The sequence below is a fragment of the Curtobacterium sp. MEB011 genome (assembly GCF_030209655.1).
GTDB classification, from domain to species: Bacteria; Actinomycetota; Actinomycetes; order Actinomycetales; family Microbacteriaceae; genus Curtobacterium; species Curtobacterium poinsettiae.
On the sequence record NZ_JARVRN010000012.1, the window covers coordinates 85651 to 99738 of the forward strand.

General features: G+C 70.3%; 14 protein-coding genes. 2 read left to right on the plus strand and 12 right to left on the minus strand.

Annotated features, from left to right (window positions below):
• Positions 1–34: 34 nt before the first annotated feature.
• From QRN30_RS15215 to QRN30_RS15250, 8 genes are all read right to left on the minus strand, one after another.
• Positions 35–382: a rhodanese-like domain-containing protein gene (locus QRN30_RS15215; RefSeq protein WP_017887350.1), complete on the minus strand. Its 348-nt coding sequence runs from the start codon at positions 380–382 to the stop codon at positions 35–37.
• Positions 382–1386: a protein translocase subunit SecF gene (gene secF / locus QRN30_RS15220; protein WP_056068655.1), complete on the minus strand. Its 1005-nt coding sequence runs from the start codon at positions 1384–1386 to the stop codon at positions 382–384. Before secF ends, QRN30_RS15215 begins: the two co-directional genes overlap by 1 nt.
• Entirely contained in the window at positions 1386–3137 is a 1752-nt protein-coding gene (gene secD, locus QRN30_RS15225) for a protein translocase subunit SecD (protein ID WP_017887352.1), read from the minus strand. Before secD ends, secF begins: the two co-directional genes overlap by 1 nt.
• Before the next feature lie 91 nt (positions 3138–3228).
• Complete coding sequence (locus QRN30_RS15230; RefSeq protein WP_071250717.1) at positions 3229–3615, minus strand: preprotein translocase subunit YajC; 387 nt, start codon at positions 3613–3615, stop codon at positions 3229–3231.
• A gap of 90 nt (positions 3616–3705) precedes the next feature.
• A complete protein-coding gene (gene ruvB, locus QRN30_RS15235; RefSeq protein WP_214533018.1) occupies positions 3706–4749 on the minus strand; it encodes a Holliday junction branch migration DNA helicase RuvB in 1044 nt (347 codons plus the stop codon).
• Complete coding sequence (gene ruvA / locus QRN30_RS15240) at positions 4746–5366, minus strand: Holliday junction branch migration protein RuvA (protein WP_017887355.1); 621 nt, start codon at positions 5364–5366, stop codon at positions 4746–4748. Before ruvA ends, ruvB begins: the two co-directional genes overlap by 4 nt.
• A complete protein-coding gene (ruvC, locus tag QRN30_RS15245; protein WP_017887356.1) occupies positions 5363–6010 on the minus strand; it encodes a crossover junction endodeoxyribonuclease RuvC in 648 nt (215 codons plus the stop codon). Before ruvC ends, ruvA begins: the two co-directional genes overlap by 4 nt.
• Before the next feature lie 2 nt (positions 6011–6012).
• Complete coding sequence (locus QRN30_RS15250; RefSeq protein WP_017887357.1) at positions 6013–6780, minus strand: YebC/PmpR family DNA-binding transcriptional regulator; 768 nt, start codon at positions 6778–6780, stop codon at positions 6013–6015.
• Positions 6781–6949: 169 nt separating this feature from the next.
• Between QRN30_RS15250 and QRN30_RS15255 the strand changes: the two genes are divergently transcribed.
• Both QRN30_RS15255 and QRN30_RS15260 read left to right on the plus strand, forming a co-directional pair.
• Complete coding sequence (locus tag QRN30_RS15255; RefSeq protein WP_056068651.1) at positions 6950–8266, plus strand: AAA family ATPase; 1317 nt, start codon at positions 6950–6952, stop codon at positions 8264–8266.
• A complete protein-coding gene (locus QRN30_RS15260; protein ID WP_284761302.1) occupies positions 8266–9723 on the plus strand; it encodes a tetratricopeptide repeat protein in 1458 nt (485 codons plus the stop codon). The genes QRN30_RS15255 and QRN30_RS15260 overlap by 1 nt, the downstream gene beginning before the upstream one ends.
• Before the next feature lie 58 nt (positions 9724–9781).
• On the opposite strand, the gene pdxT is transcribed toward QRN30_RS15260, so the two are convergent.
• From pdxT to thrS, 4 genes are read right to left on the minus strand one after another with little or no spacing between them, the layout of a single operon-like run.
• Complete coding sequence (gene pdxT, locus QRN30_RS15265) at positions 9782–10393, minus strand: pyridoxal 5'-phosphate synthase glutaminase subunit PdxT (protein ID WP_017887360.1); 612 nt, start codon at positions 10391–10393, stop codon at positions 9782–9784.
• A complete protein-coding gene (pdxS, locus tag QRN30_RS15270; protein ID WP_017887361.1) occupies positions 10383–11303 on the minus strand; it encodes a pyridoxal 5'-phosphate synthase lyase subunit PdxS in 921 nt (306 codons plus the stop codon). The genes pdxT and pdxS overlap by 11 nt, the downstream gene beginning before the upstream one ends.
• Before the next feature lie 13 nt (positions 11304–11316).
• On the minus strand, positions 11317–12018 hold the full coding sequence (locus QRN30_RS15275) for an HIT family protein (protein WP_228500334.1): 702 nt from the start codon (positions 12016–12018) through the stop codon (positions 11317–11319).
• Positions 12018–14039, minus strand: coding sequence for a threonine--tRNA ligase (thrS, locus tag QRN30_RS15280; RefSeq protein ID WP_502869542.1), 2022 nt, complete (start codon positions 14037–14039; stop codon positions 12018–12020). The genes QRN30_RS15275 and thrS overlap by 1 nt, the downstream gene beginning before the upstream one ends.
• Positions 14040–14088 lie beyond the last annotated feature (49 nt).

Consider the following 14088-nt stretch of genomic DNA (forward strand, 5'->3'; position numbering starts at 1 on the left):
CCGAGCTCGATCCGACAAGACTACGCGTCCCCGGTCAGTGCCCGTGACGCGGTTCGCCCTGGGCGTCGCGCTCCACCGGTGCCCCCGCCTGCTCCCAGGCGAGCATGCCGCCGGACAGGTTGACGGCAGGGACACCCGACTGCTCGAGCGCCGCGACGATGCGCGAGGACCGGCCGCCGGAGTGGCAGACGATGATGGCCGGCTGGTCGCCGCCGTCGATCTCCTGCCAGCGGTCCACGAACTCGGACATCGGCACGAGCGTGGCCTGCGGAGCGTGGACCTCGTCCCATTCCCCTTGCTCACGCACGTCGTAGAGCCGGGCCCCGGCATCGATGCGGCGCTGGGCCTCGGCGACGTCGATCTGCTGGATCTCGATGGGCATCAGACGCTCGCCTCTGCCGCGTCGACCTCGCGCCGGCGCTTCTCGGCCGCCGCGGTCTTCTTGGCGTCGGACTCCTTGATCTTCGGTTCGTTCTCGCGCAGCTGCGCGTACATCGGCGACGCGATGAAGATCGTCGAGTAGGTGCCGACGATGATGCCGATGAACAGTGCGAGCGAGATGTCACGCAGGGTGCCGGCGCCGAGCACGTACGATCCGATGAAGAGGATCGCCGCCACCGGCAGCAGTGCCACGACCGAGGTGTTGATCGATCGGACGAGCGTCTGGTTGACCGCGAGGTTGACCGACTGCTTGAAGGTGCGGATCGACTCCTGCGCGGTGTTCTCGCGCACCTTGTCGAAGACCACCACGGTGTCGTAGAGCGAGTACCCGAGGATCGTCAGGAAGCCGATCACCGCCGCGGGCGTCACCTCGAGCCCGACGATGCCGTACACGCCCGCCGTGATGAGCAGGTCGTGCAGCAGCGCCGCCATCGCGGAGAGTGACATCTTCCAGGTGCGGAAGTACAGCGTCATGAAGACCGCGGCGAGGGCCAGGAAGATCACCAGACCACGGATGGCCTGCGCGAGGACGTCGGCACCCCACGTCGCGCCGATGAAGGTCGCGGCGACCTGGCGCTCCGGGACGTCGTAGGCCTTGGCCAGGGCGTCCTGCACGTCGGTCGTCTGGGCGTCGGTGAGCTGCCCGGTCTGCACGCGGATGCCGTGCGTGCCGAGCTGCGAGACACGAGGGATGGTGTCGGCGACGACGCTCTCGACCGTGTCGGTCGCGATGCTCTGGTCGAGCGACTTGACGTCGGAGATCGTGAACTCCGAGCCGCCGGTGAACTCGATGCCGAGCTGGTACCCGCCACGCAGCCACGGCGTGACGAGCGAGATCACGATCATCGCCAGGGCGATGAGGTACCAGGTCTTCCGGCGCCCGATGATGTCGTACGACCGCTTCCCCGTGTAGAGGTCGCTGCCGAACTGGCTGAAGCTGGCCATCAGTCGTCCTTCCCGTCCGGCGTCGAGCCGTTGTCGCCGGAGGCCTGCTGGGCCTTCCGCTCCGCGATCGTCTGTCGGCGCTGCGCCTCACCGGCACTGCGCTGGCGCTTGCCGTCCACGACGGGTGCGCGGAACTGCGCACGCCCCCGGTAGACGGCACCGAGTGCTGCCGGGTCGAGCCCGCTGAACCGGTGGCCGTCCCCGAAGAACCGGGTCCGGGCGATGAGCTGCATCATCGGGTGGGTGAAGAGTGCGACCACCACGATGTCGATGAGGGTCGTGAGCAGCAGCGTGAACGCGAAGCCCTTCACGTCGGCGACCGCGAGCACGTACAGCGTGACGGCGGCGAGGAAGTTCACCGCGTCGGACGCCAGGATCGTGCGCAGCGCGCGCTTCCAGCCGGACTCGACCGCGCTCTCGAGGGCACGGCCGTCACGGAGTTCGTCACGGATGCGCTCGAAGTAGACGATGAACGAGTCCGCCGTGATGCCGATCGCGACGATCAGGCCCGCCACACCTGCCAACGACAGACGGTAGTCGACGCGCCACGACATGATCGCGATCACGAGGTACGTGATCACGGCGGCGATCCCGAGCGACAGCACGGTGACGAACGCCAGGGCGCGGTACTGGATCACGGAGTAGATGATCACGAGGATCAGACCGATCAGACCGGCGACGAGGCCACCGATGAGCTGCGCGGTACCGAGTGTCGCCGAGATGTTCTCGTTCGACTGCACCTGGAAGTTGATCGGCAGCGCACCGTACTTGAGCTGGTCGGCGAGGGTCTTGGCGGACTCGGCGGTGAAGTTGCCGCTGATCTGCGCCTTGCCGTTCGTGATCGCGGAGTTCGTCGTCGGTGCGGTGATGACCGAACCGTCGAGCACGATCGCGAACTGGTTCTGCGGCTGCTGGAGCGAGACGAGACGGTTGGTGACCGTGCGGAAGTCCTTCGAGCCCTCGCCGTTGAAGGTCAGGTTGACGGCCCACTGGCCGGTCGACGTGCCCTGCGAGTCGGTGGCGAGCCCCGAGGTGGCGTTGCTGATGTCGGCGCCGGACACCTCGACCGGGCCGAGGATGTACTTGCCGGCGCCGTCCTGGTCGCAGGTGACCAGGGGCTCGTCGTCGGGCGCGGTGGTGACGTCGCCCGGTGCTGCGCAGTTGTAGTTGGTGTAAAGGTCCTGCAGCTTCGGCGTGACCCAGTTCAGGTCGCTCGCGTTCGTGGGCTTCGCGCTGGGCGTCGCCGCGAGCGAGGCGGGCGGCGAGTACGGCGTCGGCGATGCGGTGCCCTTGCCGTCGTCACCGACAGCGGAGTTGGTCGCAGCCTCGGTGTACAGGACGGGCCGGAACGTCAGCTTGGCCGCGGCCTCGATGCGGTCGATGGTGGCCTTGTCGGGGCGACCCGGGATCGAGACGACGATGTTGTTCGCGCCCTGCGTGTTGATCTCCGACTCGGAGACACCGGTGGCGTCGATGCGCTGGCGGATGATGTTCACCGCCTGCTGCAGCTGCTGCGAGGTGACGGAGTCGCCCTCGGTGTTCTGCGCCGCGAGGGTCAGCTGCGTGCCGCCCTGCAGGTCCAGAGCCAGCTCGGGTACCCAGCTCGCGCCCTGGTACCACTTGTCGGTGTCGTCCTTCGAAGAGCCGGCGAGGATCGACGCGGCGGTGTTCAGGCCGGCGAGGATCGCCATCAGGATCACCAACCAGGTGAGCGAGCGCAGCGCCTTCTTGACGGGTGTCGATCGTGCCACCGGTCGTCTCGTCTTTCTGTTCAGGACCGTCGGCACACCGTGCGACGGCAAGAGGAAGCCGCCGGATCAGACGACCCGGCGGCCGAGGGCGTCAGTCGTCGGACTTGCGCTTCGTGGCGTCGGTCTCGTCGGCACGCTCGCCGTAGACCGGCTCACCGTTGAGTTCGGCCACGGGCTTCGGCTCGTCCTCGGTGGTCGTGGTGGTCTCGACGTCCGACGCGTTGTCGTCGACGACGCGCGACAGGGTCTGACGGTGCACGGTGACGACGGTCCCCGGTGCGATCTCGACGTCAGCGGTGACCTTCTCCTCGTTCACGGAGAGGAGCGTGCCGTACAGGCCGAAGGACAGCATGACCTTGGCGCCGGGGACCATCTTGTCCACGAGCTCGGCCTGCTGCTTCTTGCGCTTGCGGCTGTTGTAGAACATGAAGGCTGCGAACGCCACGACGATGACGATGAGGATGACTTCTTGACCCATGATGCGTTGCCTTCTCTGGTTGCTCGGTTTCGGGCCGTAGCAGTCTAGGGCACGCCGGTGTCCGTGGCATGTCACTCGACTGATCGGCGTTCAGTCGTCGGTGTCCGGGTCGTCGAAGAGCCCCGGCTGCCCGCCGTCGGCCTGCCCCGGGGTGAGGCCGAGGTGCCGCCAGGCACGTGGTGTGGCGATGCGCCCACGGGGCGTGCGGGTCACGAGACCGACCCGGACCAGGAACGGTTCGACGACCGACTCGATCGTCTCGGACTCCTCGCCGACGGAGACGGCGAGGGTGTTCAGACCGACCGGTCCGCCGTCGAACCGGGTCAGCATGGTCTCGACCACGGCGCGGTCGAGCCGGTCGAGCCCGAGTTCGTCGACGTCGTACAGGTCGAGGGCGCCCTTGACCGCCGCCATGCCGTCGGTGGTGCGGTGCACGAGCGCGTAGTCGCGCACTCGACGGAGCAGGCGGTTCGCGATGCGCGGGGTGCCGCGGGAACGCCCGGCGATCTCGCGCAGGGCGGTCCGGTCGATGTCGAGCTCGAGCAGGTGCGCCGCGCGGATCAGGACCTGTTCGAGCTCGTCCTTCTCGTAGAACTCCAGGTGGGCGGTGAACCCGAAGCGGTCCCGCAGCGGGTTCGGCAGCAGGCCGGCCCGGGTGGTGGCCCCGACGAGCGTGAAGGGCGCGAGGTCGAGCGGGATGCTCGTGGCACCCGCGCCCTTGCCCACCATCACGTCGATGCGGAAGTCCTCCATCGCCAGGTAGAGCATCTCTTCTGCCGAGCGGGCCATCCGGTGGATCTCGTCGATGAACAGGACCTCGCCGGGGACGAGCGACGAGAGCACGGCCGCCAGGTCACCGGCGTGCTGGATCGCCGGGCCGCTCGACATCCGCAGCGGGCGCCCCGTCTCGTGCGCGACGATCATCGCGAGCGTGGTCTTGCCGAGGCCGGGAGGACCCGCCATCAGGATGTGGTCGGGCGTGCGCTCCTGCATGCCGGCGGCCTTGAGGAGCAGGTCGAGTTGCCCGCGGACCTTGCGCTGCCCGACGAACTCGTCGAGCGAGCGCGGACGGAGCGCGCCTTCGAACGCGAGTTCCTCCTGCGACTCGGCACCGGCGGACGTGATGCCGCTCATCGGCCGGCTGCCGCGGGTCGCAGGGCGCCGAGTGCGGCGCGGAGCAGCGCCTGGGTGCCCATCGCGGCGGCGCCTGGCTCGTTGGCGACGGCGTCGTCGACGGCGGCCTGTGCAGCGTCTTCGCGCCAGCCGAGGCCGATGAGCGCCGAGACGACGTCGACCGCTGCGGGGTGCACTGCCGTCCCTCGCGCCGCGGCGACGACGGCGGCCTGTTCGAAGGCCACGAGCTTGCCGGAGAGCGCGACGATGATGAGCTTGGCGGTCTTCGGGCCGATGCCGGAGACCTTGCGGAACGCGCCGTCGTCCTCGTTCGCGACGGCGTTCGCGATCTGCGCCGGGTCCATGTGGGCCAGGACGCCCATCGCGGACTTCGGGCCGACGCCGGACACCCCGCGGAGCAGGTCGAACACCTGCAACGCGTCGGTCGACTCGAAGCCGAAGAGCAGGTGCTCGTCTTCGCGCACGATCATCGCGGTCCGCACGAACACCTCGGACCCGTGGCGCATGGTCAGTGCGTGCGCAGGGGTCACGGTGACGGCGTACCCGACTCCCCCGACCTCGACCACCACGGCCGAGCCGGCGATGTCGATGCAGGTGCCCCGGAGACTCGCGATCATGCTCCGAGCCTAGGGCCGCCCACCGACGACGCGGACCTGCCACGCTGCGGGCGGGCCGCGGCTGCGGCCGCGCGGGCGAGCGGCGAGTCGGTGGTGCCGCCCTGGGCGTCCCGCCAGGCACGCTGTGCCGGGGTGAGGTTCGTGGCACGCGAGCCGGCGGCGTCGGGTGATCCGAGCCTCCAGGCATGGCACACGGCCAACGCGAGCGCATCGGCGGCGTCGGCCGGCTTCGGGGCCTCGTCGAGTCCGAGCACGCGCGCGATCATCGTCTGGACCTGCCGCTTGTCGGCGTTGCCGTAGCCGGTGACGGCGGCCTTGACCTCGGACGGGGTGTGCAGCCCGACGGGCAGGCCGCGGGCCGCCGCGGCGTGCAGCGCCAGGCCGGCCGCCTGCGCGGTGCCCATCACCGTGCGGACGTTCGCCTGCGCGAACACCCGCTCGACCGCGACCGCGTCGGGGTGGTGCTCGTCGATCTCGGCGGCGATGCCGTCGGCGATCCGGAGCAGCCGCTGCTCGAGCGGCATGTCCGGCGGGGTGCGCACGACCGTCACGTGGACGAGTCGTGCGCGCCGGTTCGGTGCGACCTCGACGACGCCGACGCCGCACCGGGTGAGCCCGGGGTCCACCCCGAGCACACGGAGCACGGCTACTCGCCCTCGTCCTCGTCGAGCTCGGCCTGGACGTCCGCGGGGATGTCGAAGTTCGAGTAGACGTTCTGCACGTCGTCCGAGTCCTCGAGCGCGTCGATCAGACGGAACACCTTGCGGGCGGTCTCGGCGTCGACCGGGACCTTCAGGCCGGGCACGAACTCGGCGTCGGCGGAGTCGTAGTCGATCCCGGCGTCCTGCAGCGCCGTGCGGGCTGCGACCAGGTCGCTCGCCTCGGTGATGATCTCGAAGCCACCGCCCTGGTCGATGACGTCCTCGACGCCGGCGTCCAGCACCGCGGTCATCACGGTGTCCTCGTCCAGGCCGTCGGTCTTCGTGACCGAGATGACGCCCTTGCGCGAGAAGTTGTAGGCGACGCTGCCCGGGTCGGCCATGGTGCCGCCGTTGCGCGACATCGCGGTCCGGACCTCGGCCGCCGCACGGTTCTTGTTGTCCGTGAGGCACTCGATCAGCATCGCGACGCCGTTCGGGCCGTAGCCCTCGTACATGATCGTCGTGTACTCGATGGTCTCGCCCGTGAGACCCGCACCGCGCTTGACGGCGCGGTCGATGTTGTCGTTGGGGACCGAGGTCTTCTTCGCCTTCTGCACGGCGTCGACCAGGGTCGGGTTGCCGGACATGTCGGCACCGCCCATCTTCGCGGCGACCTCGATGTTCTTGATCAGCTTGGCGAACGACTTGGCACGGCGCTGGTCGATGACGGCCTTCTTGTGCTTGGTCGTTGCCCACTTGGAATGCCCGGACACGGTTCTCCTTGCGTATTGCGGAAAGTCCCGCTCAGTTTAGCGGCCCACGGGCCGTCCACCGGCCTGGAGGCACGGCGCGGCTCCGTCATGCCGGCGCGGATCCGGTGGGCGGTCGCGTCCACCGCCCTACGATGGTCCGGCAGGGAACGAACCACCAGGGGGGGGACGCATGACCGATCCGTTGTCCGCACTCGCCGCGGCCGTCACCGCGCTGCCCGAGGACCGCGCGCTGCGCCTGCGGTACGCCGAACTGCTCGCCGACGCCGGGCGGCACGGCGAGGCGATCGAGCAGGCGAGCACCGTGCTGCAGCAGGCACCGGACGACGAGCAGGCCGCCGGGATCGTGCGGGCGTCCGCCCTCGCCGCCGCGGCCTCACCAGCTGTCGGTCCGCAGAGCCCCGGCGAGGACGGGAGCGGCGAGGACGGCGGGGGCGAGGACGGCAGCGGCGAGCCGACGGCGGCCCCGGCGACGCCGACGCACGGCGACGGGATCGACTGGTCGGCGCTGGAGCGGTCGATCGCCGACCCGACCGAAGCGCCGTTCCTCGAGCGGGCGGTGACCGAGGACGGCGAGACGGTCGCAGCCGTGCCCGAGGACGCCGACCCCGTGGTCGAGGTCCGGCGCGAGACCGTCCGACTCGCCGACGTCGGTGGCCTCGAGGCCGTGAAGCGCCGGATCGACGAGTCCTTCCTGCAGCCGATGGCGCACCCGGAGATCGCGGCCGCGTTCGGCAAGCAGCTCCGCGGGGGCCTGCTCCTGTACGGGCCGCCCGGGTGCGGCAAGACGTTCCTGGCCCGCGCGATCGCCGGCGAGCTCGGTGCGCACTTCCTGTCCGTGACGCTGACGGACGTGCTCGACAAGTTCATCGGCGAGAGCGAGAAGAACGTGCACCGCGTCTTCCGTGAGGCACGGCGCCACGCCCCCGCGGTGCTGTTCTTCGACGAGATGGACGCGATCGGCGGGAAGCGCAGCGGCAACACGTCGTCGTCGTTCCGGAACGTGGTGAACCAGCTCCTCGTCGAGATGGACGGCGTCGACTCGCAGAACGACGGCGTCTACGTGCTCGCCGCGACGAACCACCCGTGGGACGTCGACGCCGCGCTGAAGCGCCCGGGCCGGTTCGACCGGATGGTCCTGGTCCGCCCACCGGACGAGGACGCCCGTGAGGCGATCCTCCGAGGACACCTGCAGAAGCGTCCGATCGAGGGCATCGACCTCCAGGACCTCGTCCGACGGACCCGTGGGTTCTCCGGCGCCGACCTCGAGCACCTCGTCACGACCGCTGCCGAGAAGGCGATGACCGACTCGATCCGGTCCGGTGCCGTGCGACCGGTGCGGATGCCCGACCTGCGCGACGCCCTCAAGGAGGTCAAGCCCTCCATCGGCCCCTGGGTGCAGGCCGCCCGGAACGTGGCCGAGTACTCGAACAGCAGCGGCGAGTACGACGACATGGCCGAGTGGTTGCGCGAGGAGCGCGAGCTCTGATGGTGGACGCCGTCGACGTCGTCGTCGAACGCGCGGACGCCCTGCTCGGGTTCGGGCGTCCCGACGAGGCGAGGACGGTGCTCACGGCGGCGGTCGCCGACGCACCGGACGACGTGCGGCTCTGGGCGAGCCTCGCCCGAGCCGAACGGGCGCGGCACGACCACGCGTCCAGCCGGGTCGCGGCGGAACGCGCGCTGGCCATCGACCCCGAGCACGCCGGCGCGATGTGGACCCGGATCAACGCACTCCTCGAGACCAAGGAGCGGGTCGAGGCCAAGCGCGCCGCCGACCGCCTGCTCGAACGCAGCCCCGACTGGGCGCAGGCGCACCTGCTCTGGGCCTTCGCGTACGCCCGGTGGTCCCGGGCCAAGCGCACCATCACCGAGGAGCAGATCTGGCCCCTCGCCGACGTGCCGCGGGCCGCGGCCGCCCTCGACCGGGCACTCGAACTGGCCCCGCACGACGCCGTTCTCCTCGCTGACGCCGCCGGTTGTTACCGTGCCCTGGCCTGGACGGACGAGACCTACCGGGCGCGGGCGACCGCCGCACTGGATCGCGCCCTCGAACTCGATCCGAACAACGAGTGGGTGATGCTCGCGGCGGGATCGGTGCTGTCTGCGCCGGGGCGGGTCGCCAACGCGGCGCAGGTGCTCGCGCAGCACCCGAGGTCGTGGGAGGCCCTCCGCCGCGTGGACCACGGGGTCTGGAACCTCGTGTCCATCCCGGTGGCGGTCGTCACCTGGCTGCTGCTCGCCTCGGTCCTCGGCGCCCACGTCGCGGCGGGCGGCGGCGCGAACGTCGTGACGAAGACGCTCGGCTGGGGCGTGACCGGAGTCGGGGCCCTCTGGGTGCTGGTGGTCGAGGTGGGCTCGTTCGTGGCGTTCCCCCGCGGCCTCCTCCGCCGGACCGTGCGCCGCATCCCGCTCGTCCCGGTCGTCCTCGTGCTGACGGCCGTCACCTGGATCGTCGGCACCGTCGTCGCGGTGGTGCTGCTCACCGGCACCGTGCCACCGGGCGGCGACGCTGCCGCCGCGCTCGTCGCGGTCCTCGCCGTCGCCCTCCTGCTCGAGTCGGCCGCGCGGAGCGCGATCACGATCGCCCTGCGGCGGACGCAGGTGCGATCGGGGCTGTGGGCCGGACCGGTCGCCGATCGGGGACGCCGCAGAGAAGACGACAGCGACCGGACCGGAGCGCTCCTCGGGGGCCTGGCTGCCCTCGCCGCCTGGCTCCACGTCGCACTGTCGGCGCCGTCCGTCGCCACCTGGGCAGCCTGGTCGGTACCGCTCCTGCTCGCCGCGCGGGTGTTCGTGTTCCGGTACTCGGCGGAGCTCCTGCGCGCGGACGACGGACGACGCCGACCGCGGGCCGTGGTGGATGCCGTGCTCGCGGGCGTGTTCGCCACCGGGGCGGTGGGCGCCGTCGGCCTGCAGGTCGCGACGGCACTCGGCGTCGTCTGACCGACGGGCAGGGGTCTTCGCTCGGTGGTCGGTGCTCGGCGTCGCCGTGCTCCCGCGGTCAGGCGGTGCGGACCAGGTCCAGGAACCGGCGGTGGAAGCGGTCCTCGCCAGCGACCTCGGGGTGGAACGCACTCGCGATGACGTTGCCCTGCTGCACCGCGACGACCTGGCCGTCCGGCAGGGCGCCGAGGACGTGGACGTCGTCACCGCGCTGCTCGACCACCGGGGCGCGGATGAACACCGCGTGCACCGGTGCCTCGCCCAGGTCGGGCATCGGGATGTCGATCTCGAACGAGTCGTTCTGCGCACCGAACGCGTTGCGCCGCACCGTGGTGTCGAGCACGTCGAGGGTCTGCTGCCCGCTGATGCCGTCGGTGATCCGCGACGACAGCATGATCATCCCGGCGCAGGTGCCGTAGGTGGGAAGCCCGGCACGGATCGCGTCGGCGAGGGGCTCGGCGACCCCGAAGGCGCGGGACAGCTTGTCCATCACGCTCGACTCGCCGCCGGGGATCACGACACCGTCGAGGGTCTCGATCTCCTCCGGACGACGGAGTGGCACCACGTCGGCGCCGAGCTCGGTCAGCGAGGCGATGTGCTCCCGGAAGTCACCCTGCAGCGCCAGGACCCCGACGCGGGGCCGAGCACCGCTCGTCGGACTACCAGCCACGCTCGGCGAGGCGGTGCGGTGCGGGGACGTCGGCGACGTTGATGCCGACCATCGCCTCGCCCAGACCTCGGGAGACCTCGGCGATGACCTTCGGGTCGTCGTGGAAGGTCGTGGCCTTGACGATCGCAGCGGCACGGGCCGCCGGGTCGCCGGACTTGAAGATGCCGGAACCGACGAACACGCCGTCGGCGCCGAGCTGCATCATCATCGCGGCGTCGGCCGGGGTGGCGACACCACCGGCGGTGAACAGGACGACGGGGAGCTTGCCGGTGCGGGCGACTTCCTGCACGACGTCAATCGGGGCCTGGAGCTCCTTGGCGGCGACGTAGAGCTCGTCGTCGCGCAGGTTGCGGAGCGCCGCGATCTCCTTGGTGATGGTGCGGATGTGCTTGGTGGCCTCGGACACGTCACCCGTGCCGGCCTCGCCCTTGGAGCGGATCATGGCTGCGCCCTCGGTGATGCGGCGGAGCGCTTCGCCCAGGTTGGTGGCACCACAGACGAAGGGGGTGGTGAACTTCCACTTGTCGATGTGGTTCACGTAGTCGGCCGGGGACAGCACCTCGGACTCGTCGATGTAGTCGACGCCGAGCTCCTGCAGCACCTGCGCCTCGACGAAGTGGCCGATGCGGGCCTTCGCCATGACGGGGATCGACACCGCGGCGATGATCTCCTCGATCATCGAGGGGTCGGACATGCGGGCGACGCCGCCCTGCGCGCGGATGTCCGCGGGGACGCGCTCGAGGGCCATGACGGCGGTCGCACCGGCTTCTTCCGCGATGCGGGCCTGCTCGGCGTCGACGACGTCCATGATCACGCCGCCCTTGAGCATCTCGGCCAGGCCGCGCTTGACGCGGTCGGAGCCGGTGATCGAGGTGCCAGGGGTGCCGGAGGTGCTGGTGCTGTCGCTCATGATGCCGACCAGTCTAGTGCGCCCCGGGCCACCCGTCGGCGACGAGTCGACGGGTCTCGCCGAGCATCTGCGACATCGACTTCGTCCGGGCGATGATCGGGAAGAAGTTCGCGTCGGACTGCCACCGCGGAACGATGTGCTGGTGCAGGTGTGCGGCCACCCCGGCGCCGGCGACCTCGCCCTGGTTCATGCCGATGTTGAAGCCGTCGCAGTGCGAGACCTCGCGCAGGACCCGCATCGCGGTCTGGGTCAGCTCGCCGATCTCGCGCAGTTCGTCCGGCGTCGCCTCGTCGTAGAGCGGGACGTGCCGGTACGGGCAGACCAGCAGGTGCCCGTTGTTGTACGGGAACAGGTTGAGCAGCACGTAGGCGTGCTCACCCCGGGCGACGATCAGGGCGTCCTCGTCGGACTTCCGTGGTGCTTCGCAGAACGGGCAGTCGTCGTCGTGCCCGCGACCCCGGCCCTCGCGGCCGGCGTCGATGTACGCCATCCGGTGCGGGTTCCACAGCCGCTGGAAGGCGTCCGGGACGGCCGCGCCGGTCGCGGCGTCCCGGATGACGAGCGGATCGTCGTCGGACCCGGAACCCGCGGCACCGGAACCCGCGGCACCGGACCCGAGCGGGCCCGAGGAGCCGGCCACGTCGTCGACGTGACCGGTCCCCGCGAGGCGATCCGGGCCTCCCGGCAGATCCGACTGGTCCCGCTGGTCCGTCATCAGACCTGCGAGCGCTCGCGGATCGCGGTGAGGATGCGGTCCACGGCCTCGTCGACGGGCACCGCGTTGTCCTGGCGACCGTCGCGGAAGCGGAAACTGACGGCGCCGGCGTCGCGGTCGTCGCCACCGGCGATGAGCTGGAACGGCACCTTCGCCTTGGTGTGCGTGCGGATCTTCTTCTGCATGCGGTCGTCCGAGTGGTCGACCTCGGCGCGGACGCCGTGCGTGCGGAGCTTCGCGATGACCTCGTCGAGGTAGTCGCCGTACTCGGACGCGACCGGGATGCCGACGACCTGGACGGGCGACAGCCACGCCGGGAACGCACCCGCGTAGTGCTCGGTGAGGACACCGAAGAAGCGCTCGATCGAACCGAACAGCGCGCGGTGGATCATCACCGGACGCTGGCGCGAGCCGTCGGCGGCGGTGTAGTCGATGCCGAACCTCTCGGGCAGGTTGAAGTCGAGCTGCACGGTCGACATCTGCCAGGTGCGGCCGATGGCGTCACGCGCCTGCACGGAGATCTTCGGGCCGTAGAACGCCGCACCCGCCGGGTCCGGCACGAGCTCGAGCCCGGACTCCTCGGCGACCTGGCGCAGGGTCTCCGTCGCGACGTCCCAGACCTCGTCGTCACCGACGTACTTCTCCGGGTCCTTCGTGGAGAGCTCGAGGTAGAAGTCGTCGAGGCCGTAGTCGCGCAGGAGCGAGAGCACGAACGCGAGGGTCGTGGTCAGCTCCTCCTTCATCTTCTCCTGCGTGGTGAAGATGTGCGCGTCGTCCTGGGTCAGGCCGCGCACGCGGGTGAGGCCGTGGATGACGCCGGACTTCTCGTTGCGGTACACCGTGCCGAACTCGAACATCCGGAGCGGCAGGTCGCGGTAGGAGCGGGGCTGCGACCGGTACGCCAGGATGTGCATCGGGCAGTTCATCGGCTTGAGGTAGTAGTCGGCGCCCTGGCGGGTGACGTTGCCGTCCTCGTCGCGTGCCTCGTCCATGTGCATGGCCGGGAACATGCCGTCCTTGTACCAGCCGAGGTGCCCGGAGGTCTCGAACAGGTCGCCCTTGGTGATGTGGGGCGTGTAGACGAACGAGTAGCCGTTCTCCTCGTGCCGACGGCGCGAGTAGTCCTCCATCTCGCGGCGGATGATGCCGCCCTTCGGGTGGAAGATCGCCAGGCCGGAACCGATCTCGTCGGGGAACGAGAACAGGTCGAGTTCGGCGCCGAGCTTGCGGTGGTCACGCTTGGCGGCTTCTTCGAGGCGCACCAGGTACGCCTTGAGCTGGTCCTTGTCGGGCCAGGCGGTGCCGTAGATGCGCTGCAGCTGCGGGTTCTTCTCGGAGCCGCGCCAGTAGGCAGCGGCGACGCGCATGAGCTTCGCGGCGTTGCCGATCCAACGGGTGTGCGGGACGTGCGGGCCGCGGCAGAGGTCCTGCCACAGCACCTCGCCCGACTTCGGGTCGACGTTCTCGTACACCGTCAGCTCGCCGGCACCGACCTCGACGCTCTCGCCGGAGTCGCCGTCGCTCGCTGCGCCCTTGAGGCCGATGAGCTCCTGCTTGTACGGCTCCCCCGCCATCAGCTCGCGTGCCTGCTCGTCGGTGACGACGACGCGACGGAAGCGCTGGGCCTGCTTGACGATGCGGTCCATGCCCTTCTCGATCGCCTTGAGGTCTTCGGGGGTGAACGGCTCGGCGACGTCGAAGTCGTAGTAGAAGCCGTCGGTGACGGGCGGACCGATGCCGAGCTTGGCGTCCGGGTTGATCTGCTGCACGGCCTGCGCCAGCACGTGGGCGGCCGAGTGGCGGAGGATGTCGAGCCCGTCCTGCTCCTGCAGGGTGACGGGCTCAGCGGTCTCACCGGCCTGCACGTCCGCCGCGAGGTCCTTCAGGACGCCGTCGACGCGGATGGCGACGATGCCGCGCGCACCGTCGAAGAGCTCGGTGCCGGTCGTGGTCGTCGTCGCGGTCCGGGGCTCGGGTGCCTGGGGAAGCTCGGCGGGCGCGGGTGCGACTGACTCGGTCACGATGATGGGACTCCTCGATCGAAATGGTGCGTCAAGACTAGTGCGAGAC

What these genes read in the sequence shown, in the direction of transcription:
- QRN30_RS15215 (WP_017887350.1), bottom strand. Translation starts at nt 382, where the DNA reads ATGCCCATCGAGATCCAGCAGATCGACGTCGCCGAGGCCCAGCGCCGC.
- secF (WP_056068655.1), bottom strand. Translation starts at nt 1,386, where the DNA reads ATGGCCAGCTTCAGCCAGTTCGGCAGCGACCTCTACACGGGGAAGCGG.
- QRN30_RS15230 (WP_071250717.1), bottom strand. Translation starts at nt 3,615, where the DNA reads ATGGGTCAAGAAGTCATCCTCATCGTCATCGTCGTGGCGTTCGCAGCC.
- ruvB (WP_214533018.1), bottom strand. Translation starts at nt 4,749, where the DNA reads ATGAGCGGCATCACGTCCGCCGGTGCCGAGTCGCAGGAGGAACTCGCG.
- ruvA (WP_017887355.1), bottom strand. Translation starts at nt 5,366, where the DNA reads ATGATCGCGAGTCTCCGGGGCACCTGCATCGACATCGCCGGCTCGGCC.
- QRN30_RS15255 (WP_056068651.1), top strand. Translation starts at nt 6,950, where the DNA reads ATGACCGATCCGTTGTCCGCACTCGCCGCGGCCGTCACCGCGCTGCCC.
- QRN30_RS15260 (WP_284761302.1), top strand. Translation starts at nt 8,266, where the DNA reads ATGGTGGACGCCGTCGACGTCGTCGTCGAACGCGCGGACGCCCTGCTC.
- pdxS (WP_017887361.1), bottom strand. Translation starts at nt 11,303, where the DNA reads ATGAGCGACAGCACCAGCACCTCCGGCACCCCTGGCACCTCGATCACC.
- QRN30_RS15275 (WP_228500334.1), bottom strand. Translation starts at nt 12,018, where the DNA reads ATGACGGACCAGCGGGACCAGTCGGATCTGCCGGGAGGCCCGGATCGC.